This window comes from Neorhizobium sp. PAMB6630, from assembly GCF_058242775.1.
On the sequence record NZ_CM177836.1, the window covers coordinates 2653139 to 2675222 of the forward strand.

A 22084-nucleotide genomic window follows, 5' to 3' on the forward strand; every position below is an offset into this window, starting at 1 on the left:
GCGCTTTGGGCGTTTTCTGCCAATCGACATTTTGCAGTGCGAAAATGTCGATTGTGGATCATCGACGCACCGGGCACCCCCATGAAAAAGCTCTGGACCTTCACCGGCATTCTTGCGATCGGCGCGGCCGGCGCCTGGTATTTTCAGGATGCGTTGCCATCCTATCTGCGCATCCCCAGCGTGAAGCAACTTGCCGCAGCCGCCGGCTTCGGCGGCATTCCCGCAGATGGCACGGTGGCGGCTGCGAGGGGCGAAGGCGGTGAGCAGGCGCAAGGCCAGCATCACAAGGGCGACCAGGCCCCCGGCCAGGGGCAAGCCGCGGACCAGGCCCAAGGTCAGGGCGGCGGAAAATCGGCCGGACAGGGCCGCCGCGGCGGTGGCCCATCGGTGGTCAAGACCATTCCCGCCACGGCAGGCGTCCTTGCGCTGGACGCCACGGCGACAGGCTGGGCCGAAGCCGATGAAACCACCACCATTGCAGCCCTTCAGCAGGGGCTGGTGATCTCGGTGAGCGCCAAGGATGGCGACGAGGTGAAGGCCGGCACGCTGATTGCCAAGCTCGATGATCGCACCGCCGCCGCCACCGTTGCCAAGGACAAGGCCAATATCGCCAGCGACCAGGCAAGCCTTGCCGAGCTGGAAGCAGCTCTTCAGCGCGCCGAAAACCTCCTGAAGCAAAATGTCCAGTCTCAGCAGAGCTTCGAGCAGGCCAAGGGCGCCCGCGACCAGGCCGCCGCCAAGGTGGATGCCGATCGCGCAACGCTTGCCGTCGATCAGGTGGCGCTCGAACACACCGATATCCGCGCGCCGTTCGACGGACGCCTCGGCGATATCGCCGTAAGCCAAGGTGCCTATGTCAGTGCTGGCGCCACCATCGTCACCATCACCCGCTACGACCCGATCTCGGTCAGCTTCCAGCTGCCGCAGCGTTACCTGCCGCAGTTGCGGGCCGGCATCGCAGCCGGTGCGATCGTGGATGCCGACCCGGCAGCAACCGGCGGCGTGGTCGACCGCGGCAAGCTGGTCTTCTTCGACAATGCCGTCAACCAGAGTTCCGGCACGGTGCTGGTCAAGGCGCAGTTCAAAAATGATCAGGGGCTTCTCTGGCCCGGCCAGAACGTCAACGTGACGGCGCATTTCACCCCGAGCGAACGTTCCATCATCGTGCCGACGGTTGCCGTGCGCCCCGGCGCCGATGGTTCCTTCGTTTATACGGTCGATGGCGCCGGCAAGGTGCATGCAACGCCCGTCAAGGTGATCCGCGCCAACGGCGACCAGACGGCAATCGCCGAGGGCCTGCGCGAAGGAGATCACGTGGTGGTTGAAGGCCAGGTTCAGCTAGCCAACGGCCAGTCGGTCATCGAGCAGTTTGAGGGAGATGATGCCAACCGGCCGCTGCCCGTGGCCGACGCGACGTCGATGACCGGGGGCATCAAGCCATGATCCCGGCCTTTTGCATCAACCGACCGGTCGCAACCATTCTTCTTGCCATCGGCCTTGTTCTCGCTGGCCTTGCGGGCTACCGGCTGCTGCCGGTGGCGGCCCTGCCGAAAGTGGATTTCCCCACCATCAACGTGTCGGCATCCCTCTCGGGTGCCTCGCCGGAAACCATGGCAACCTCGGTTGCCACGCCGCTCATCAAGAAATTCGAGACCATTCCGGGCGTCACGGAAATCAGCGCCACCAATTCGCTCGGCAATACATCGATCGTGCTGCAATTCGATCTCAACCGCAATATCGATGCGGCTGCAGCCGATGTGCAGGCGGCCATTTCCCAGGCGACCCGCCAGCTGCCGAGCAATATGACGACGGCGCCGAGCTACCGGAAGACAAACCCGGCCGATGCGCCGATCCTGCTGCTCACGGTCAACTCCGATGAGATGCCGCGCTCCAAGGTGGACGAGATCGCGGAAAACGTTATCTCGCCGCTTCTGTCCACCCTGTCTGGCGTCGCCGAAGTCAGCATCTACGGCTCGCAGGCCTATGCGGTGCGTGTGGAACTCGATCCGGCCAATCTGCAGGCCCGCGGGCTCGGTGTCGATACGGTCACCTCGGCAATTTCCGGCGCCAACAGCCAGACCCCGGTCGGCTCGCTGCAAAACAGCAACCAGCGCCTGACGATCAATGCCAATACCCAGCGCACCAATGCCGACGAGTTCAAGTCACTGGTGATTGCTACCAAGAACGGTGCGCCGGTTCACCTGGGTGACGTGGCCGAGGTGAAGGACAGCGTCGACAATCTCGACGCGGGCAGCTGGTATGACGGCAAGCAGGCGATTGTTCTTGCCGTCCAGCGCCAGCCCGACGCCAATACCGTCGATGTGGTGAACGAGATCAAGGCCAAGCTGCCGGCGCTCCTGCAGCAGCTGCCGCCTTCCGTCCACATCAACGTGATGAACGACGCCTCGACGGCCATCAAGGATTCCATCAGCGACGTCCAGTTCACGCTCTTCCTCACCATCGCGCTGGTGGTGCTGGTGATCTATCTCTTCACCGGCCATCTGACGGCAACGCTCATTCCGGGTCTTGCCGTTCCCTTGTCGCTGATCGCCACGTTCGGCGCCATGTATGTCATGGGCTACAGCATCGACAACATCTCGCTTCTGGGGCTGACGCTGTCTGTCGGGCTTGTGGTGGACGATGCGATCGTCATGCTGGAAAACATCCTGCGCCTGTCCGAAGAAGGGCTGCCGATGCGCGAGGCGGCACTCAAGGGCGCTTCGGAAGTCAGCTACACCATCCTGTCCATGTCGATCTCGCTGGTCGCCGTGTTCATCCCGATCCTGCTGATGGGCGGCGTCGTGGGACGCCTGTTCAACGAGTTCGGCATGGTGGTGACGCTTGCCATCATGGCGTCTGCGCTCGTTTCGCTCACTGTCACGCCGATGCTCGGTGCGCGCCTGTCGCCCCATTCCGGTCGTCCGCCGATGATCATCCGCTGGTTCGATGCCGGCTTCAACCGCACCCTTGCCGGCTATGGCGCAGCCGTCGGCTGGTGTCTGCGGCACCGGTTTATCGTGCTGCTCAGTTTCTTCGCCTCGCTTGGCGCCTCCGGCTGGCTGTTTGCTACCCTGCCCTCCAGCTTCTTCCCGCAGGAAGACATAGGCCGGCTATCGGTCTCCACCCGCGCGCGCGAAGACATTTCCTACACCGCCATGCGCGACCTGCAGGCGCAGGTGGCGGAGATCATCGGCAAGAACCCGGCGGTCAAACATGTCACTTCCATCGTCGGCGGCGGTTCCCGAAGCCCGCTCAACAATGGCTCGATGTTCGTTGAACTGAAGGACAAGGATGCCCGTGCACCGCTTGCCCAGACGATTGACGAGTTGCGCAAGTCAACCGGCAAGATCGCCGGGATCAAGACCTATATCACGCCGCAGCAGAGCCTCCGCTTTGGCGGACGCAGCACCGCCAGCCAGTATCAGCTGGTCATCCAGGCACTGAACGCCAGTGCCACCAATGAATGGGCCGACAAGCTGCAGACGGCCATGCGCCGCGACGGCAGCTTTACCGACGTGACGTCGGATGCCCAGACCGGCGCAATCGCGGCCGACATCACCGTCGATCCGGAAAAGGCCGCCTCCTATGGGATCACCAACAACCAGCTGCGCCAGACGCTGGAAATGGCCTTCGGCGGTTATACGGCCGCCCAGATCCAGTCCACCGGCGACAGCTATGACGTGATTGTCGAATTCGACAAGGACAAGCCGTGGAACGATGAATTCCTGCGCGACATCAATGTCCTGTCCTCTAATGGCAGCCTTGTGCCGTTGTCCAACTTCGCAAGCGTCGAGCGCAAGCGAGCGCCGGTCACGATCAACCAGACGGGCCAGCTCGTATCCACCACCGTCTCGTTTAACCTGCCGGACGGCGTGTCGCTCAGCCAGGCGACCGCAAGGATAGACGAGATCAAGACAGGTCTTGCCATGCCTTCGGATGTCTTCACCTCCTATGGCGGAACGGCGGCGATCTTCAAGGATTCGCAGGGCAATACCGGCCTGCTCATTCTGGCCGCCGTGCTGACGATCTACGTGGTGCTCGGCGTGCTCTACGAGAGCTTCATCCACCCGCTGACCATTTTGTCAGGCCTTCCAGCCGCCGCCTTCGGCGCACTGCTGGCCCTGAAGATCATGGGGTTCGATCTCTCCGTCATCGCGCTCATCGGCTTGCTGATGCTCATCGGCATCGTCAAGAAAAACGCCATCATGATGATCGACGTGGCGGTGGAGCTGATCCGCGACAAGGGAGAAACGTCGGTCGTCGCCATCAGGGAGGCCTGCGTGCGGCGCTTCCGGCCAATCATGATGACGACGTTTTGCGCCCTGCTCGGGGCGCTTCCCATCGCGCTCGGCTCCGGCGCAAGTTCCGAGCTGCGCCAGCCGCTTGGCATTGCCGTGGTCGGCGGCCTTCTCGTGTCGCAGCTCCTGACGCTGTTCATCACACCGGTGATCTTCGTCGAGATGGACAGGCTGGGACGGGGCATCAGTCGCCTGTTCTCAAGGCGCAAGGATCACGCGCCGGCCAATTCGGAGGCCATGCCGCATCACGCCCCGGCAGCGGCGGCCGAATAGAAATTTCAGTCAATCCGCGCATTTCCTAAAATGCGCGGATTTTTGTTCAACGGCTTGCAGTTTTCCTAAAGTAGCAGTCTCTCGATCACCTTTCGAGTGGACCCCATGCTTGATTTCCTGACCGGCACCACCCCAGCCACGACCCCGTCGAGCCAGCCGGCATCTTCCGGCAGCGGCACGACCGCCACCACACCCTCTTCATCGACCTCTTCCCCAGCGGACACCACCGCGACCGAGGAGCCGGCTGCAAGCACGGACACTCCGGCAGAGGAAACCACAACAGACGGGCCAGAGGAGAGCGGTGACGGCACCTATACCGGCACCGTGCCGCAGGCCGATCAGGACACGCAACCCGCGACCGACACATCGGAGGAAACCCCGGCGGCCGATGACACAACGGCGGAAACGCCGACACCGGACGAATCGTCTTCCGAAGAGCCGGCGACCGGCGCCGGCGAAGAACCGGCAACCGACACGGGAGATAGCGTGCCGGATCCCTCGACCGGCACCGACGCTCCGGGCGAAAGCGGGGGAACCGAGGAGACGGGAGAGGCCGAGGAACCCGCCGAGACCGGAGGAACCACCGAAACCCAGCCGGGCAACACCAGCGATGCCGATGGCGATACCGAAGCCGCCCCGGACACAGGCACCGACACCGGGACAGATACCAATACGGATACGGGCACCGATAACGGAACCGGTTCTGGTGCCGTCACCACCCCGACACGCAAGTCATCGACCGACACCCATGGCAGCATTTCGCACAGTAGCGGATTGCCAAGCCCGCTGGAGCAGCTCCAGGGCCTGGTGGCCGGCTATAACAAGCAATACGGGTTCCTCGGAACCTCAGGCCGCTCGGCCGATGTCTGGGGCGAGGCAAGCAGCCTGTCACCACTCGACAAGCTGCGCCAGCTGGTGGCCAGCTACCAGCTGCAATATCTCGGCACCACCGCGTCGGCAGGCGCCACGGCGGTGTCGGCCAGCAGCACGGAGCAGGACACGATGAGCGCCACCGAGCGTCTGCAGACCCTCGTTTCCGGCTACGAGAGCCGCTACGGCCGCTATCGCTGACGCCTGGTCGGGCCTTTGCCGCCCGGGCAGCAGGCGCGGCCCGGCGAACGGCAAGGCTTGCCAACACCACCATCCTGTGCGATCAGCGCCCCCTCACCATGAAGGACGGGGCGCCGGTCGCCCTTTTGTGCGTTCGGTGCGCTGACGGCGCTCCGCCCCAGGGACATTTTTGACAGGAAGGACGATCGCCATGACACGTGCGCTCGGGCTCGACTTCGGCACGACCAACACCGTTCTGGCGCAGGCAGAAGCCGGGGCGACCACCACCCGGTCGCTGGATTTCACCAGCAGCGCCGGCGTGACGGACAGCATGCGAACCGCCCTCTCCTTCATGAAGGATGCGACCCTTGGCGCCCAGGCGCTGAAGGTGGAGGCCGGACAGGCGGCCATCCGCATGTTCATCGAAAATCCCGGCGATTGCCGTTTCCTGCAGTCGATCAAGACCTTTGCCGCCAGCGCCGCCTTCCAGGCAACGCAGGTGTTTGCCCGCCGCCAGCAGTTCGAGGATCTCATGGAGATTTTTCTGCGCCGGTTGAAGGCCTATGCGGGCGACGAGTGGCCGGACGACATCTCGCGCCTCGTGGTCGGCCGCCCGGTACGGTTTGCCGGTGGTAACCCCGATGAGAAGCTGGCGATCGAGCGTTATCAGGCCGCGCTCACCCGCTTCGGTTTTCCCGAAATCCATTATGTCTACGAGCCGGTGGCGGCCGCCTATTATTTTGCCCAGTCTCTGGAGCGCGATGCCAACGTGCTGGTCGCCGATTTCGGCGGCGGCACCACCGACTATTCGCTGATCCGTTTCGAGCGCCATGCCGGCCAGCTGCGCGCCGTGCCCATCGGCCATTCCGGCGTTGGCATTGCCGGCGACCATTTCGATTTCCGATTGATCGACAATCTCGTGTCGCCGGAAATCGGCAAGGGCAGCCATTTCAAGAGTTTTGGCAAGCTCTTGGACGTACCCGCCGGCTACTACGCCAATTTCGGCCGTTGGAACCAGCTGTCGATCTTCAAGACGACGCGCGAATTTGCCGATCTGCAATCGCTGGTCCGCTCGGCCACCGAACCGGACAAGCTGGAACTGTTCATCGAGCTGATCGAGCACGACGAGGGTTACCCGCTCTACCAGGCGATCTCCGCCACCAAGATGGCGCTGTCCCAGTCAGAAGAAGCGGAGTTCAATTTCGCGCCGCTTGGCAAGGCCGGTCAGAAACTGGTGAAGCGCGCCGATTTTGAACGCTGGATCGTCGACGATCTCGCCCGCATCGAAGACGCGCTCGACGAGGTGCTGCAAAAGACCAACACCTCCCCAGATGCCGTCGACAAGGTGTTCTTGACCGGCGGCACCTCCTTCGTGCCAGCCGTGCGCCAGATCTTCACGCGGCGCTTCGATGCCGGCCGCATCGAAAGCGGCGGCGAACTCCTTTCGATTGCCCATGGGCTTGCCCTCATCGGCGAAAGCGGCGACGTTTCGCAATGGGCTGCCTGAGGCAAGTTCACACGGGAGAACAGCGGCCGCTCGGCTTTATCCGCCGTGGCGGATCGGCTAGAGTGCGACCATGATCGAAGCCACCCACCTCGCCCCGGCCGAACTTGCAGCACTTCTGCATTTCTACGCCGATTCCGGCGTCGAATGGCTGCTGGAAGATGCACCCGTCGATCGCATCGCAGCCTTTGCCGAACAACAGGCTGCGCGCGCAGCGCAGATGCGGGATCGTGCGCCAGCCCAGTCCCAGGCGCCCGCCGATACGGGCCGCCGCGCCAATGGGTCGACGGCAACGCCGGTGCAGCGCTCTTCGGCACCGGCTGCAGCCGTTGCCATTCCGGATGCGGAAGCGGTCGCTGCTGCCCGTCTTGCGGCCGAAGGCGCCCAATCGCTCGATGCCCTGAAGGCAGCACTCGAAGATTTTTCCGGCTGCAACCTGAAGAACGGGGCCCGTTCCACCGTATTTGGTGCGGGAAACCCCGCCTCCGGCATCATGGTCATCGGCCCGATGCCGACCGCCGACGATGACCGCGACGGAATGCCCTTTGCCGGGCGGCAGGGACAGTTGCTGGACCGCATGCTTCTGGCCATCGGTTTGTCGCGCGAAAGCGTCTATCTCTCCAATGTCGTGCCATGGCGCCCACCGGGAAACCGTCCGCCGTCACCCGCCGAAATCGAGATCTGCCGCCCCTTCATCGAGCGGCAGATCGCGCTGGCCAAGCCTCAGCACCTGCTTCTCCTCGGTAATTTCACCGTGCGTTTCTTCTTCGGCGGCGATGGCACGATTTTCAGCATGCGTGGCGAATGGCGCGACATCGTGCTGAACGGGTTTTCGGTGAAGGCGTTGGCCAGTCTCCACCCCCAGGATCTTCTGACGGCGCCTGCCAACAAGGCACTGGCCTGGCAGGATCTTTTGGCCTTCCAAAAAGGCCTGCCCGCATGATCTGCCTAACGATTGCGCAATATTAACAATTTATGAAATGAGCCATGCGCAGTTCGCATGGCAGCGCACCGTTCTGCAGCGTTGTCGAATCTATACCGCAGTGCAATATAAGCAATGTGTCTTGGGAGGAAAACGGTACAGGAACCAAGGCCATGACCACGCGCATTCGCCCCATACATTCCGGCTTCGAGACGCTGCGTCTCGCCGGCCTTTCGCCCCGCTCTACGCAGGGGTACCACAATTACGGCTCCGCCACGCATGAGCAGTTGACCGCCCGCGCCTTTTCGCGCCGCGGCAATCTCACGCGTCCCACGGCAATCTTTGCCGATTTCCGCGAGCGCTGAGGCCCGCTGCCGCAACAATTCGCAGACAGAATTCCGGAGACAAGACGATGAAGCATTCGATCCGCCACCTGCGCAGCATGTGCGATGCCTTTGCATCGATCGGCGCTGCCGTTCGCGCCAGCCGCGAATTCACCTGCGCTGCCAGCATCCACGAGCGCGCCGGCAACCCGTCGAGCGCCATTCCGCTCTGACGGCCCGCGCCTTTTAACTGTCATGCCGGCGGCGCGGATGCCTTTCGCGCCGCTTTGCGTTCCAGCCCCAGTTGATGTTCGCGGTAGATGATGAAGATGCCGGCTGACACGGTGATGGCGGTTCCGATCAGCATCGATGAAGTCGGCACGTCGCCGAACAGGAAATAAGCGATGATGATGCCGAGGATGATCGAGGAGTAATCGAACGGCGCCACCGTCGAGACGTCGGCATGGCGATAACTTTCAGTCAGAAAGATCTGGCCGAGTCCGCCAAAGAAGCCCGACGCGACAAGAAAGATTTTGTCTTCCGTCGGCAGCACCGCCCAACCGAATGGCAGGCTGACCAGCGAAAACACCGCCGCCGTCAGCGAAAAATAGACAACGATCGTGGACGTCTTTTCCGTGCGCACCAGCTGGCGGGTCTGCACCATGGCAAGACCGCCGATCACGGCAGAGGTCAGCACGGCCGCCGCCCCCATCGCCTGGGCATTTTCCATGCCGCCATGGCTGAACAGCGAAAGTTTTGGCCAGGAAATGATCAGCACCCCGAATATGCCGAGCGCCACCGCACTCCAGCGATAGACGCGCACCTTTTCTTTCAGGATCAGGGCGGCAAACAGAACCGCCATCAACGGGGATGCGTAGCCAATGGCAATCGCATCCGGCAGCGGCAGGTGGATGAGCCCATAAAACCCGCAGGCCATGGCAGCGATGCCGAGCATGCCCCGCTTCAGGTGTCCGAAGGGACTATCGGTGCGAAACGCGGTCGTCAGATCGCCGCGCATGGCGAGATAGATGAGGATCGGCACCAGCGCGAAGGCCGACCGGTAAAACGTGATCTGGCCGGCCGGAATGCCGTCGCCCGCCGACTTGATGCAGGTCTGCATGCCAAGAAACACAATGACGGACATGACTTTCATCGCAATCCCCTTGAGGGGATCCTGCGCATCGGAACTCATTCTCTAGCTCGCCGCGAGATCGGCCGTCAGTTGGCCGAAGGAAACAAATACTGACTCATATCGTTCGGACAGTAGCGAAAACCGCCGCGTTGATACATCAAGTCTTGTGATGAATCGATCAAACTCCGAAAAATCGGGGCTCGGCCTCTCGACATCATCCGACTTTTGGGATGGGTTTTAGCAATCGTTCAGTTTTGAATGCAATATTCGCAGCCTGAATCTCACTGCCAGCAAAACATTCGGCATCCTTGCCAAGTCAAGACCAGGAAACATCATGCGCACAGACACGGGTCAGATCGTCCACCTGGCAGACTACCGCCCCACTGATTTCGTTCTGGAACGCGTTGATCTGACATTCGAACTGGATCCCACGGCAACCCGTCTCGAATCACGACTGATCTTTCACCGGCGCCCGGGCGCGGACGGCACGGCTCCCCTGGTGCTGGATGGCGACGAACTTTCCCTCTCCGAACTGCGTCTCGACCAGAACGAGATGCCGGCAGCACAATTTGACGTGACACCCGATAGCCTTGTCATCCGCGACCTGCCGGCATCGGCACCGTTCGAGGTGACGGTCATCACCATCATCAACCCCGAGGCCAATACGCAGTTGATGGGGCTTTACCGCACCAGCGGTGTCTATTGCACGCAGTGCGAGGCGGAAGGCTTTCGCCGCATCACCTATTTCCCGGACCGTCCGGATGTGCTGGCGCCCTACACCATTACCATCATTGCCGACAAGGCGACCAATCCGGTGCTCTTGTCGAACGGCAATTTTCTCGGCGGCGGCAATTATGACGAAGGCCGGCATTTCGCTGCCTGGTTCGATCCCTTCCCCAAGCCGAGCTATCTGTTTGCACTGGTGGCCGGTGATCTCGGCGTCGTCGAAGATACGTTCACCACGCTCTCCGGCCGCGAGGTGGCGCTCAAAATCTATGTCGAGCACGGCAAGGAGCCGCGCGCCACTTACGCCATGGATGCGCTGAAACGTTCGATGAAGTGGGACGAGGAACGCTTCGGCCGCGAATACGATCTCGATATCTTCATGATCGTCGCCGTCTCCGATTTCAACATGGGCGCGATGGAGAACAAGGGCCTCAACGTCTTCAACGACAAATACGTGCTGGCCGACCCGGAAACGGCGACTGACCAGGATTACGCCAATATCGAAGCCATCATCGCGCACGAATATTTCCACAACTGGACCGGCAACCGCATCACCTGCCGCGACTGGTTCCAGCTCTGCCTCAAGGAAGGTCTGACGGTTTACCGCGACCACGAGTTTTCCGCCGACCAGCGCTCGCGCGCCGTCAAGCGCATCGCCGAAGTCCGTCATCTGAAGTCGGAACAATTTCCGGAGGACGCCGGCCCGCTGGCGCATCCGGTCCGCCCGACGACCTATCGCGAGATCAACAATTTCTACACGACGACGGTCTACGAAAAAGGCTCCGAAGTCACCCGCATGATCGCCACCATCCTCGGGCGTGATCTGTTCAAGCAGGGCATGGATCTCTATTTCGAGCGTCACGATGGCGAGGCAGCCACCGTCGAGGACTTTGTGAAATGTTTTGCCGAGGTCAGCGGCCGCGACCTGTCGCAGTTTTCGCGCTGGTACCAGCAGGCCGGCACACCGATGGTCAGCGTTTCGGCGACCTATGACGCAGCGACCCAGAATTTCAGCCTGTCGCTGGAGCAGGCGATCCCGGCCACCCCCGGCCAGCCGGTCAAGGAGGCGATGCATATCCCGCTTTCATTCGCGCTGATCCTCGACAATGGCGCGATTGCCGAACCGGCTTCGGTGACCGGCGGCGAGGTGACGGGAGACGTGCTGCACCTTCAGGAGCGCCGACAAACCTTCACCTTTACCGGCATCGCATCCCGTCCAGTTCTGTCGCTCAACCGCAGCTTTTCCGCGCCGGTCAACCTCGACTTTACCCAGTCTACGGCAGACCTTGCCCATATCGCCCGTCACGACAGCGACCTCTTTTCCCGCTGGCAGGCACTGACCGACCTCGCGCTGCCGAACCTGATGCAGGCCGCGCGGGATGCGCGGGCCGGCGCCGAAATCACCTGCGACCCCGCCCTCCTGACCGCGCTTCTGGAAGCGGCCGGCGATGAAAGCCTGGAACCCGCCTTCCGCGCGCAGGTGCTCGCCCTGCCAAGCGAAACCGATATTGCCCGCGAGCTTGGCGGCAACACGGATCCCGATGCCATTCACGCCGGCCGCCAGGCGATCCTTTCGCTGGTGGCGACGGCCGGTGCCAAAACCTTCGAGCATTTGTTTGATACCCTGCGGCTCTCGGGCACGTTTACGCCGGACGCGGCCAGTGCCGGCAAGCGGGCCCTGCGCAACAGCGCCCTCTCCTACCTCTCCTACCTGGACGGCGGTGTCGAGCGCGCATCGAGCGCCTTTGCAGAGGCCGACAACATGACCGACATGGTGCAGGCGCTGACAGTTCTCGCCCATCGCTTTCCGGGCCAGGCGGCCACCGCCAACGCGCTCGGCGCCTTCCTCAAGCGGTTCGAGGGCAATGCGCTGGTTCTCGACAAATGGTTCTCTTTGCAGGCAACCATTCCCGGCAACGGCGCGCTGGCCAGGGTTCGGGCGCTGATGGAGGATCCGAACTATGTGGCCGGCAATCCAAACCGCGTGCGGGCACTGGTCGGCGCTTTTGCCTTTTCCAATCCCACCGGCTTCAACCGCGTCGATGGCGAAGGTTATCGCTTCCTGGCCCGCCAGATTCTTGGCATCGATCCGCGCAATCCCCAGCTTGCGGCCCGCATCCTCACCGCCATGCGCTCTTTTCGTTCACTGGAACCGGCGCGCGCCAGCCACGCCCGGGCAGCCCTCAGCGAGATCAACGGCGCGCCCCACCTCTCCACGGATGTGCGCGACATCGTCGAGCGCATGCTCAAGGATTGATGATGAACGGGTGAACACCTCCTAAATGGTTGTGGCGCCCGTTCCTGCATCCTCTGATTCCGCCAAAACACCTCAAAATGCAGCAAGTGCAAAAACCGGACCATATGGTTAAGATTTTATGACCACATGCTCTGGACAAGGCGAATCAGCTTTGATTCACTGTGCATAGTTCGCAAGCGGCATTGCGAATCACGACGAGGGATCAATCATAGCTATGGCGAACGTGCAGCGGGAAACCGCGGCCGAGGAACGGCTGCGCTTCAAATTTCCGGATGGCCTCACGCTCCCGGCGGTCGACGGCACCATGCTGTCTGCGATGCGGCGCCGGCTTGAACGGCTGCCGAGTGCGGAGCTATGGCTGAAGCGCTCGATCCCGATCCTCATCATCGCGTTTCTGGCGGTGGTTGCAGCGTCGCGCCTGCTCGGGCTTGTCTCGGAACGGGCGCGCATGGAAGAGGCGGCCCGCCAGTCGACGGCGCTGCTGGCCGCGGCCAGTGCTGCAGCCTTTGCCGGTCACGAACAGGCCTTTGCAAATGCCGATCGCAAGGCTGCCGAGGCACGCCTTGCCCTCTTCCTGCCGCAGACCAAGCTGCAGCCAGGCGCCTTTATCGTGCTTGTTGATGCAACGGGCCGCATTTTCGGCGGCAGCTTCCAGGCACAATCCTATATCGGCGAACGTCTCGATACGGTTTTGCCGGAAATGGTGGCGCTTCGCCGTTTCGGCGATGACGACGGCGTCATCGAAACCACGTTCAGCGACATTCCCCACTATGCTGCAATCAAGGCCATTGGCGGTGCAGCCGGCGGACTTGTGGTCGCTGCCCATTCGCTGGAAGCCACCAACCAGTTCTGGCGCCAGCAGGTCTCGCTCAACGTCACGCTGTTTACCGGCATTTCCTCGGTGCTGCTCGTCATCCTCTATGCCTATTACATGCAGGTGAAGCGCGCCCGCGATGCCGACGAGATCTTTCTGGAATCCAACATGCGGGTGGAAACGGCGCTGTCGCGCGGCCGCTGCGGCCTTTGGGACTTCGATCTGGCCAATCGTCGGCTGTTCTGGTCGCGCTCGATGTATGAAATGCTCGGCCTGCCGCCGGGCAACAACATGCTCTCCTTCAGCGAAGCGGCCCGGATGATGCATCCCTCCGATGGCAACCTTTTTGCACTGGCGCGCGCCGTCGGGCGCGGCAATGAAAAGCAGATCGACCAGGTTTTTCGCATGCGCCATGCCGCCGGCCACTATGTCTGGATGCGGGCCCGCGCCCAGGTGATGAAATCGAGCAGCGGCCGCACCCACGTGATCGGCATTGCCATGGACGTGACCGAGCAGCATCGCCTTGCCCAGCGTTATGCCGAGGCCGACCAGCGCCTCGCCGACGCCATCGAATGCACGTCGGAAGCCTTCGTCCTCTGGGACAAGAACGATCGTCTGGTCATGTGCAACACCCACTTCCAACAGGCTTACGGTCTGCCGGACAGCGTACTTGTGCCCGGCACGGAAAAAAGCGTCGTTACCGCCGCCGCTGCCCGCCCGGTCATCGAACGGCGCATTGCAGACCCCGACCACAACGGCTTTTCGCGCACCACGGAAGTGCAGCTGGCCGATGAGCGCTGGCTGCAGATTAACGAGCGGCGCACTGCCGATGGCGGCATGGTGTCTGTCGGCACCGATATATCGCTGCTGAAGCGCCACCAGGAACGACTGCGCGAATCCGAGCGCCGCCTGATGGCCACCATCGGCGACCTCTCCTCATCGCAGAAGAAGCTCGAACGCCAGAAGGCGGAGCTTTCCACCGCCAATGCCAATTATCAGGCAGAGAAAGAGCGCGCCGAGGCCGCCAACAAGGCGAAGTCGGAATTCCTGGCCAATATGAGCCATGAGTTGCGCACGCCGCTCAACGCTATCCTCGGCTTTTCCGAAATCCTGCTCAACGGCATGTTCGGTCCGGTCGGCTCACCGAAATACAGCGAATATGCCCGCGATATCCACGACAGCGGCAAGCACCTGCTGAACGTCATCAACGACATTCTTGACATGTCGAAGATCGAGGCGGGCCATATGAAGATCGTCTGCGAAACGATCGATCTGGCGCCGCTGATCGAGGAAAGCATCCGCCTCACCTCCATGCCGGCCGATGCCAAGTCGATCACGGTCACCCAGCGCGTCGATGCGGGCCTTCAGATGAGCGGCGACCGGCGCGCCATGAAGCAGATTCTGCTCAACCTCTTGTCCAATGCGGTGAAGTTCACCAACGAAGGCGGCCGCGTTGAGCTGCGCGCCCACCATTCGCGGCGCGGCCTGCTGTTGACCATCGCCGATACCGGCATCGGCATTCCCCGCAATGCACTCGGCAAGATCGGCCAGCCTTTCGAACAGGTGCAGAGCCAGTATGCCAAGAGCAAGGGCGGCTCCGGCCTTGGCCTTGCCATCTCCCGCTCGCTGGTCACCCTCCATGGCGGCCGGATGCGCATTCGCTCCAAGATCGAGTGTGGCACCGTGGTCGGTCTGTTTATCCCCCAGGAGCCTGCCGCTTTGGCGACACCGTCGACAGAAAAATTGCGCGAACCCGCTTCGACAGCCGCTTGATGTCGGCCTCCACCATTTTGAGGCTTGGGGCATCGGCAGCGGTCGAAAGCCTTTCGATCAGGCCCGCAGGCGCATCCTTTGGCTCAAAAGCCCCTTCGACGCAGAGCCGCACGATCTGCGACAGTTCGGTATAGAGGGAAAGAGCCGCACTGCAGGTTTCCAGATCGTCGGCAGAAAGACCTGGCGCACCATGGCGCACAAGAGCTGCCTGCGTTCCGCTGGTCAGGCAGTCCGCGCCAACGTCTGCGCCAGCGGCATCATTGTGCGCGACCAGCCGCAGATACTGCGCCAGGAACTCGATATCGACGAGACCACCCGGGATCAGCTTCAGGTCCCACACATCGCGCGGCGGCTTCTCCTTTTCGATCAGGCTGCGCATTTCGGCAACGTCTGCCGCAATTTTTGCCTTATCAACCGGTTGCGCCAGAACCTCGGCAATCACACCAGATGCCTCGGCCATCAGGCTGTCCTCGCCGCATACCATCCGCGCACGCGTCAGCGCCATGTGTTCCCAGGTCCAGGCCTCCTCCAGCTGATATTTTCGAAAGGCGTTAATCCGCGTTGCCACCGGCCCCTTGTTGCCGGACGGACGAAGCCGCAGGTCGACCTCGAAGATGATGCCCTCGGCGGTCGGCGCCGAAAGCGCCGCAATTAGCCGCTGCGTCACACGGGTAAAATAGCGCACCGCATCGAGCGGCTTTGCGCCATCCGATTCGGCAACCGCATCGGGATAGTCATAGAGCAGGATGAGGTCCACGTCGGAGCCCGCCGTCAGCTCAAAGCTGCCGAGCTTGCCCATGCCCATCACGGCCACGCGCCCGCCCGGATAACGCCCATGCGCCTGCTCCATCTCGCGCATCACGGCCAAAAGCGCTGCGTCGATGACGAGATCGGCGAGATCGGTAAAGGCCCGCCCCGCCTGCACGCCGGTGATGGCACCGGTGAGCAGGCGGATGCCGATCAGAAAACGCTGTTCGGCCGCAAAGATGCGCAGACGGTCCAGCACCTCCTCGTAATGGCGGGCAGCACCGACGAAGGAGGAAAGCCGGTCGGAGAGATAGGCTCGCGTAGGGATTTCCTGCATCAGGCCGGGATCGAGCATGCCATCGAACACATGCGGGCGCGCCGCCACGATATCAGCCAATCGCGGTGCGGCCGACATCACCATAACGAGCAGCGACAACAGGCCGGGATTGGTGTTCAGCAGCGAAAAAAGCTGAATGCCGGCGGGCAGCGCCTTCAAAAACCCATCAAAGCGCAAGAGCGCGTCGTCTGCCCGCTTGCTGAGCCCAAAGGCGCTCAAAAGCTCCGGCATCAGTTCCGTCAGCCGCTCGCGTGCCTCCACCGACTGCGTTGCCCGGTAACGGCCGTAATGCCAGGTGCGGATAACGCGCGACATATCGGCCGGTCGCTCGAAGCCCAGCCGCGAAAGCGTCGCCAGCGTTTCCGGATCGTCGTTCTGGCCGGTAAACACCAGATTGCCATCGCTTGCCGAGAGCTTGCTCTCCTGCTCGAACAGTTTTGCATAACGCCGTTCCACCGTGCGCAGCACCGCCTCCAGCGCCTCGGAAAAGGCCACCGTATCGGCAAAACCCAGCATGAAGGCGATGCGCTTCAGTTCGGTCTCGGTGTCCGGAAGGCGGTGCGTCTGCTCGTCGCGCACCATCTGGATGCGATGCTCGACATTGCGCAGGAACCAGTAGGCTTGCGTCAGTTCGGCGGCGATCTCCGGCCTTATCCACTGCGCATCGGCCAGAGCCGCCAATGCCCGTTCGGTCTCCCGTTCGCGAAGCGCCGGCATGCGCCCGCCGGCGATCAGTTGCTGCGTCTGGGCAAAAAACTCGATCTCGCGGATACCGCCGCGCCCGAGCTTCACGTCATGCCCTTTCACCGCAATGGCACCGTGACCCTTATGCGCATGGATCTGCCGCTTGATCGAGTGAATGTCGGCAATCGCGGCGTAATCGAGATATTTGCGAAACACGAAGGGCACCATGTCGCGCAGGAAAGCCTCTCCGGCGGCAAGGTCGCCGGCCATCGGCCGCGCCTTGATATAGGCCGCCCGTTCCCAGTTCTGCCCGCGTCCTTCGTAATAGATCAGCGCTGCCTCCACCGGCACGGCAAGCGCCGTCGAGCCGGGGTCCGGCCGCAGGCGCAGATCCGTGCGGAACACGTACCCATCGCCGGTGCGTTCCTGCAGAATGCGGATCAGCCGACGCATCATGCGCCCGTAAAGCTCGGTCGCCTCCAGCGGATCGGGCAGGATTTTAGCCTCTCCATCGAAAAACACCACGATGTCGATGTCGGAGGAATAGTTCAGCTCGAACGCCCCGAGCTTGCCCATGGCGAGCACGATCAGCCCGGAATTTTCCGCAGGTTTTGTGGGGTCGGCAAGCGTCAACTTGCCACTCTGATGATGGGCAAGCAGCAGATGGTCGATGGCGGCGGCGACGGCCGCATCGGCCAGACGGCTCAACCACCGCGTCGTCTCCCGGCATTCGATGAGACCGCCGAGATCGCCCAGCGCCAGCAGAAAGCTCACCTCGCGTTTGGCAAGGCGCAGCGCGGTCATCACCTCGCCCTCACCGGGCGTGCGACCTTCAAGATCCGGCCGCCAGCAATTGCGCGCACGCTCAATCGCCGCCTCGATGAGGCCATCCAGCGGATGTGTCAGCGCATTGGCAAGGAGTGCCGGGCTGATCACCGCGATATCGCGCAGATAAGGTGAGAGCGAAAAGGCAGCGACCAGAAAGTCCTTGAGCGCCCCGGCTTCAGCCAGCATGCCGGCAATCGCAGGTTCGCTGCCGGCCATTTCCTTCAGCGCGGAAAGCGCCGACTTTGCTTCTGTCTGGTTGAACGGTTTCAACACATCCGCGCGTACGTCGCCGAGGCTTATTGCCTTTGTCGCCACGATCTCTTCCTCCCTGATCCCTTGAAGGATTAGTTAGGGCTTTTGCGCGGGAAAAACCATCGTCACGGTCAAACCGGGAGGGCTTGCGTCCTCTGCGTGGGTGGCGGAAAGCTCCAGCCTGCCGCCATGCAGTTCCATCACAGCCTCGACCAGAGATAGCCCGAGCCCGGTGCCGGGCTTGGAGCGGCTCTCGTCCAGCCGCACGAAGCGTTTTTTAACTTCCGCGCGTTTATCGGCGGGAATTCCCGGGCCATTATCGGCCACCGAAAGCCGCAAACTGTCGCCGGCGCGTGACAAGAGAACCCGGATCGCGGGTTCACTGCCCGCATCGCAGGCATATTTGATGGCATTGTCCAAAAGGTTGAAGATCGCCTGGCCGATCAGTTCGCGGTTGCCCTGAACCACCAGTCCCGGCTCGATTTCAGTCGTCAGCATAAGCCCGGCCTCCTCGGCCGCAGGCTCGTAAAGCTCGGCGCTGTCGGCGGAAATGGCCGACAGGTCGATGGCGCTCATCTCGGCGGCAATCGAGCCGGCCTCAACGCGCGAAATCATCAACAGCGCATTGAAAGTGCGGATCAGCAGGTCCGATTCGCCAATGATGCCTTCCAGCGCGGCGCGCCGCACATCCTCGCGGTCTTCGGAAAGCGCATCGGCTGCCTTGTTGCGCAACCGCGTCAGCGGCGTCTTCAGGTCATGGGCAATGTTGTCGGAAACCTGGCGCAGGCCCTCGTTCAGCTTCTCGATCCGCTCCAGCATTAGGTTGAGCGATTCCGACAGCCGGTCGAATTCGTCGCCGGACACACCGACCGGCAGGCGCTGCGACAGATCGCCGGCGACGATCTTGGTGCTCGCCGCCGACATCCGGTCGATGCGCTTCAGCGCATTACGGCCAATGCCGAACCAGATAAACAGCGCCCCGAGCCCCATGATCGCCAAGGCCACCATCAATGCCCGGCGCACGATGCCGCGAAAGCGTCCCGGCTCGCCAAGATCGCGGCCGACCATGACGCGCAACCCGTTGTCGAGGAAAAACACATTCGCCGTTGCAAGGTGCAGGCGCGGCGGGCCGATCTCGGTATAAGGCTCGTAGCGGAACGGCAGGCTCGTCCATCCCTCCTGATCGAGAACGCCCGGCTGCACCGATTGCACGTTACCGGCGAGCATCTCGCCGGTCGGCCCTGCAATGACGTAGAGATTGGCGCCGGGCTGGCGTGCGCGTCGCTCCATCATGCGCAAAAGAAGGTTGATGCCGCCGCGATCATAGGCGCCGCGAATATCAGTGATTTCCTGGTTCAGCCCCTCGCGCACCTGCTGCGCCAGAAGCCGCTCCGACATCGCCGTCACATAAACGACGAGGAAAGCGGCACAGAGCGCAAACAGCACGATGTAGAGCGCCGACAGCCGCACGGCCGTCGAGCGAAACAGCAGGCGAAGGCGGCTTATGGAGGGTATCACGCCTCATCCTTGATCATGTAACCGGCGCCGCGAATGGTCTTCAAAAGCGGCTTGTCGAATTCCTTCTCGATCTTGGAGCGCAGCCGCGACACATGCACGTCGATGACATTGGTCTGCGGGTCGAAATGATAATCCCAGACGTTTTCAAGCAGCATGGTGCGTGTCACCACCTGCCCGGCATTTTTCATCAGATATTCCAGCAAACGAAACTCGCGTGGCTGCAGCAGCACTTCCTTGCCGCCACGGCGCACCTCGTGCGACAGGCGGTCAAGCTCCAGGTCGCCAACGCGATAGACCATTTCCTGCTCCGGTGCGCCCTTGCGGCGGCCGAGCACCTCGACGCGGGCCAGAAGCTCGCTGAAGGCGTAGGGTTTGGGCAGGTAGTCGTCGCCGCCGGCGCGAAGCCCAGTCACCCGGTCATCCACCTGGCCAAGCGCAGACAGGATCAGCACCGGCGTATTGATGTTGCGCTTGCGCAGCTCACTGATCACGGAAATGCCGTCGCGACGCGGCAGCATGCGGTCGATCACCATCACGTCATAGGTGTTTTCAGAGCCCATGAAGAGCCCGCTTTCGCCATCGCTGGCATGATCCGCCACAATGCCGGCCTCGCGAAAGGCCTTCGTCATGTAGGCGGCGGCTTCAAGATCGTCTTCAATCACCAGAATCTTCATGTGCGGAACAATAGACTGAGGCTTGCCCTCGGTAAAAGCGGTTTCGCTCTTCACATCGCTCTCGGGTGTATTCATCTGCATGCGTGAATGCCTCCTCGAATGAAAAAAGGGGCGCCGCGCCCTTTTGGCGCGGCGCCCCCGCCTGTTACCGTTGACGGGACCGGTCAGCCTTCGTTGATCGGCAGTGCGATGAAGCGGCTGCCGCTGTCGGACTGCACCTGGAACAATGCCCTTGTGCGGCCATCCTTGCGGGCCTGGTCGATCGCCTTGCTGATATCGGCGGCTGAGGACACCTCCTGGTTGTTGACCGAGGTAATCTTTTCGCCCTGGCGCAGACCCTTGGCGGCCGCATCGGAGTCCGGATCGACTTCAGTCACGGAAACGCCGGTGCCATCGTCTGCCGGGGCTACCGTGATGCCGAGGCTTGCCAGCGCCTTTTCGCTCGAAGGCTGAGCCTGCTCCGGCGCCTTGTCGCTGTTTTCAGCCTTGGCGGCATCGTCGCTGGCAAGGTTTCCGAGCGTCACCGCAACCGATTGCGACTTGCCATTGCGCCAGATGGACACATCCACCTTATTGCCGGGTCCGAAGGCGGCAACCTTCTTGGCAAGGTCACGGGCATCCTTGATCGGCTCGCCGTTGACGGCGGTGATCACGTCACCCTGCTTGATGCCGGCCTTGGCGCCCGGGGAATTTTCCTGCGGCGACACGACGAGCGCGCCCTTCGGTTCCGCAAGACCAAGCGATTCGGCGATATCCTGCGTTACCGGCTGGATCTGCACGCCAAGCCAGCCGCGCTCAACCTTGCCGTCCTTCATCAGGTCGGCGATTACGTCCTTGGCGGTGGAAGCGGGAATGGCAAACGCGATGCCGACATTGCCGCCGGACGGTGAGAAGATCGCGGTGTTGATGCCCACGACTTCGCCATTGAGGTTAAACGTCGGGCCACCGGAATTGCCGCGGTTGACGGCCGCGTCCACCTGGATGAAATCGTCGTACGGGCCAGAGCCGATGTCGCGGCCACGGGCAGAGACGATGCCGGCCGTCACCGTACCACCGAGGCCGAACGGGTTTCCGACGGCGACAACCCAGTCACCGACGCGCGTCTTGCTGTCATCGGCAAATTTCACATAGGTGAACTTGCGGTTGGCATCGACCTTGAGAAGCGCCAGATCGGTGCGGCTGTCCTTGCCGACCAGCTTGGCATCCAGTTCAGTGCCATCGTCCATCACGACCGTATAAGCCGAACCGTCGGAAACGACATGGTTGTTGGTGACGAGATAACCGTCTTCGGAGATGAAGAAGCCGGAGCCTTGTGCCGTCGGGCGCAGGTGATGCGGACGGTTGGGGTTCTTGTCGGCGCGCTCCTGGTTGCGGCCGCCGGGGCCACCTTGACCGCCCTGACCGCCTTGACCACCCTGGCCGCCGAACTCGCGGAAGAAACGCTTCAGCGGGTGGTCATCAGGCAGCTGGTCAAGGCCGCGGCCGCCAAAATTGAACGAGAAATTGCCGGGATCATCATCGGAAACCGGCGTTGCATCCGACTGGACACGCACGGAGACAACGGCAGGCGAGACGGCCGAAACGACGTCGGCGAAGCTCGGAGCCTGCGGTGCGTTGACGGACACCGGATCCGCATAGGATTCGTAGACATGGGCCGGGAGACCAGTGGAGAGCATGACGGCCGCGAGACCCGCCACGGTCGAGCCCTTCAACACTGTCTTCAACGAGGGACGTCCGATCTTGCTCTTGAACATTGTAAGATACCTTCTTCTTCAGGTCATTCAGACTGGGGTGCCGGAGGTCCGGCGGCGGTGGATGACTGAAGATATAGGAGCCCCCACGTTAACTGCACGTGTCCACGTCATGAATTGTTCGTAATGTTTGCCGGCAGCCTAGAGGCCCTCCGTTTTGCTGGCGAAAGCCAACGCACAAGCCGAGGCTGGCAAGCTCGTAAGCTCTTGTATCAGAAAAG

The 22084-nt window shown here is 62.2% G+C and carries 14 protein-coding genes; 9 read left to right on the top strand and 5 right to left on the bottom strand.

Going from position 1 to position 22084, the window contains the following annotated elements; translation table 11 throughout:
- Positions 1-81 precede the first annotated feature (81 nt).
- The 7 genes from AC4CWF_RS12710 to AC4CWF_RS12740 all read left to right on the top strand — a co-directional run bounded on the left by AC4CWF_RS12710 (position 82) and on the right by AC4CWF_RS12740 (position 8603).
- Positions 82-1443 carry an efflux RND transporter periplasmic adaptor subunit gene (locus AC4CWF_RS12710; protein WP_491282016.1) on the top strand — a complete coding sequence of 454 codons (1362 nt, stop codon included), beginning with the start codon at positions 82-84 and terminating at the stop codon, positions 1441-1443.
- Positions 1440-4571 (top strand): efflux RND transporter permease subunit, encoded by a 3132-nt coding sequence (locus tag AC4CWF_RS12715; protein ID WP_491282017.1) that lies wholly within the window; start codon positions 1440-1442, stop codon positions 4569-4571. Before AC4CWF_RS12710 ends, AC4CWF_RS12715 begins: the two co-directional genes overlap by 4 nt.
- A 105-nt stretch (positions 4572-4676) precedes the next feature.
- Positions 4677-5642 (top strand): hypothetical protein, encoded by a 966-nt coding sequence (locus AC4CWF_RS12720; protein ID WP_491282018.1) that lies wholly within the window; start codon positions 4677-4679, stop codon positions 5640-5642.
- A gap of 190 nt (positions 5643-5832) precedes the next feature.
- Complete coding sequence (locus AC4CWF_RS12725) at positions 5833-7128, top strand: Hsp70 family protein (protein WP_491282019.1); 1296 nt, start codon at positions 5833-5835, stop codon at positions 7126-7128.
- 70 nt (positions 7129-7198) lie between these two features.
- Positions 7199-8068, top strand: coding sequence for a uracil-DNA glycosylase (locus AC4CWF_RS12730; RefSeq protein WP_491282020.1), 870 nt, complete (start codon positions 7199-7201; stop codon positions 8066-8068).
- A 152-nt stretch (positions 8069-8220) separates the two neighbouring features.
- Positions 8221-8412, top strand: coding sequence for a hypothetical protein (locus tag AC4CWF_RS12735; protein WP_491282021.1), 192 nt, complete (start codon positions 8221-8223; stop codon positions 8410-8412).
- 47 nt (positions 8413-8459) lie between these two features.
- Entirely contained in the window at positions 8460-8603 is a 144-nt protein-coding gene (locus tag AC4CWF_RS12740) for a hypothetical protein (RefSeq protein WP_491282022.1), read from the top strand.
- A 20-nt stretch (positions 8604-8623) separates the two neighbouring features.
- On the opposite strand, the gene AC4CWF_RS12745 is transcribed toward AC4CWF_RS12740, so the two are convergent.
- On the bottom strand, positions 8624-9562 hold the full coding sequence (locus tag AC4CWF_RS12745) for a DMT family transporter (RefSeq protein WP_491282023.1): 939 nt from the start codon (positions 9560-9562) through the stop codon (positions 8624-8626).
- 274 nt (positions 9563-9836) lie between these two features.
- Here AC4CWF_RS12745 and pepN point away from each other — a divergent pair, with 274 nt between their 5' ends.
- The gene (gene pepN / locus AC4CWF_RS12750) at positions 9837-12485 is read left to right on the top strand and encodes an aminopeptidase N (protein WP_491282024.1); all 2649 of its coding nucleotides are present in this window, start codon (positions 9837-9839) and stop codon (positions 12483-12485) included.
- A gap of 214 nt (positions 12486-12699) precedes the next feature.
- Entirely contained in the window at positions 12700-15072 is a 2373-nt protein-coding gene (locus AC4CWF_RS12755; RefSeq protein ID WP_491282025.1) for a PAS domain-containing sensor histidine kinase, read from the top strand.
- Here AC4CWF_RS12755 and AC4CWF_RS12760 read toward each other — a convergent pair.
- The 4 genes from AC4CWF_RS12760 to AC4CWF_RS12775 form a co-directional block, all read right to left on the bottom strand.
- Complete coding sequence (locus AC4CWF_RS12760) at positions 14996-17983, bottom strand: bifunctional [glutamine synthetase] adenylyltransferase/[glutamine synthetase]-adenylyl-L-tyrosine phosphorylase (RefSeq protein ID WP_491282026.1); 2988 nt, start codon at positions 17981-17983, stop codon at positions 14996-14998. The genes AC4CWF_RS12755 and AC4CWF_RS12760 overlap by 77 nt on opposite strands.
- A gap of 33 nt (positions 17984-18016) precedes the next feature.
- A complete protein-coding gene (locus AC4CWF_RS12765) occupies positions 18017-19426 on the bottom strand; it encodes a sensor histidine kinase (RefSeq protein WP_491285390.1) in 1410 nt (469 codons plus the stop codon).
- Between the two features lie 8 nt (positions 19427-19434).
- Positions 19435-20187 (bottom strand): response regulator transcription factor, encoded by a 753-nt coding sequence (locus AC4CWF_RS12770; protein WP_491285391.1) that lies wholly within the window; start codon positions 20185-20187, stop codon positions 19435-19437.
- An 89-nt stretch (positions 20188-20276) separates the two neighbouring features.
- Complete coding sequence (locus AC4CWF_RS12775; protein ID WP_491282027.1) at positions 20277-21866, bottom strand: Do family serine endopeptidase; 1590 nt, start codon at positions 21864-21866, stop codon at positions 20277-20279.
- Between the last annotated feature and the right edge of the window lie 218 nt (positions 21867-22084).

Excerpts from the sequence above, each read along its gene's own strand:
- pepN (WP_491282024.1), top strand. The coding sequence starts at position 9,837 with ATGCGCACAGACACGGGTCAGATCGTCCACCTGGCAGACTACCGCCCC.
- AC4CWF_RS12740 (WP_491282022.1), top strand. The coding sequence starts at position 8,460 with ATGAAGCATTCGATCCGCCACCTGCGCAGCATGTGCGATGCCTTTGCA.
- AC4CWF_RS12715 (WP_491282017.1), top strand. The coding sequence starts at position 1,440 with ATGATCCCGGCCTTTTGCATCAACCGACCGGTCGCAACCATTCTTCTT.
- AC4CWF_RS12770 (WP_491285391.1), bottom strand. The coding sequence starts at position 20,187 with ATGAATACACCCGAGAGCGATGTGAAGAGCGAAACCGCTTTTACCGAG.
- AC4CWF_RS12745 (WP_491282023.1), bottom strand. The coding sequence starts at position 9,562 with ATGAGTTCCGATGCGCAGGATCCCCTCAAGGGGATTGCGATGAAAGTC.
- AC4CWF_RS12735 (WP_491282021.1), top strand. The coding sequence starts at position 8,221 with ATGACCACGCGCATTCGCCCCATACATTCCGGCTTCGAGACGCTGCGT.
- AC4CWF_RS12755 (WP_491282025.1), top strand. The coding sequence starts at position 12,700 with ATGGCGAACGTGCAGCGGGAAACCGCGGCCGAGGAACGGCTGCGCTTC.
- AC4CWF_RS12710 (WP_491282016.1), top strand. The coding sequence starts at position 82 with ATGAAAAAGCTCTGGACCTTCACCGGCATTCTTGCGATCGGCGCGGCC.
- AC4CWF_RS12775 (WP_491282027.1), bottom strand. The coding sequence starts at position 21,866 with ATGTTCAAGAGCAAGATCGGACGTCCCTCGTTGAAGACAGTGTTGAAG.
- AC4CWF_RS12725 (WP_491282019.1), top strand. The coding sequence starts at position 5,833 with ATGACACGTGCGCTCGGGCTCGACTTCGGCACGACCAACACCGTTCTG.
- AC4CWF_RS12720 (WP_491282018.1), top strand. The coding sequence starts at position 4,677 with ATGCTTGATTTCCTGACCGGCACCACCCCAGCCACGACCCCGTCGAGC.
- AC4CWF_RS12730 (WP_491282020.1), top strand. The coding sequence starts at position 7,199 with ATGATCGAAGCCACCCACCTCGCCCCGGCCGAACTTGCAGCACTTCTG.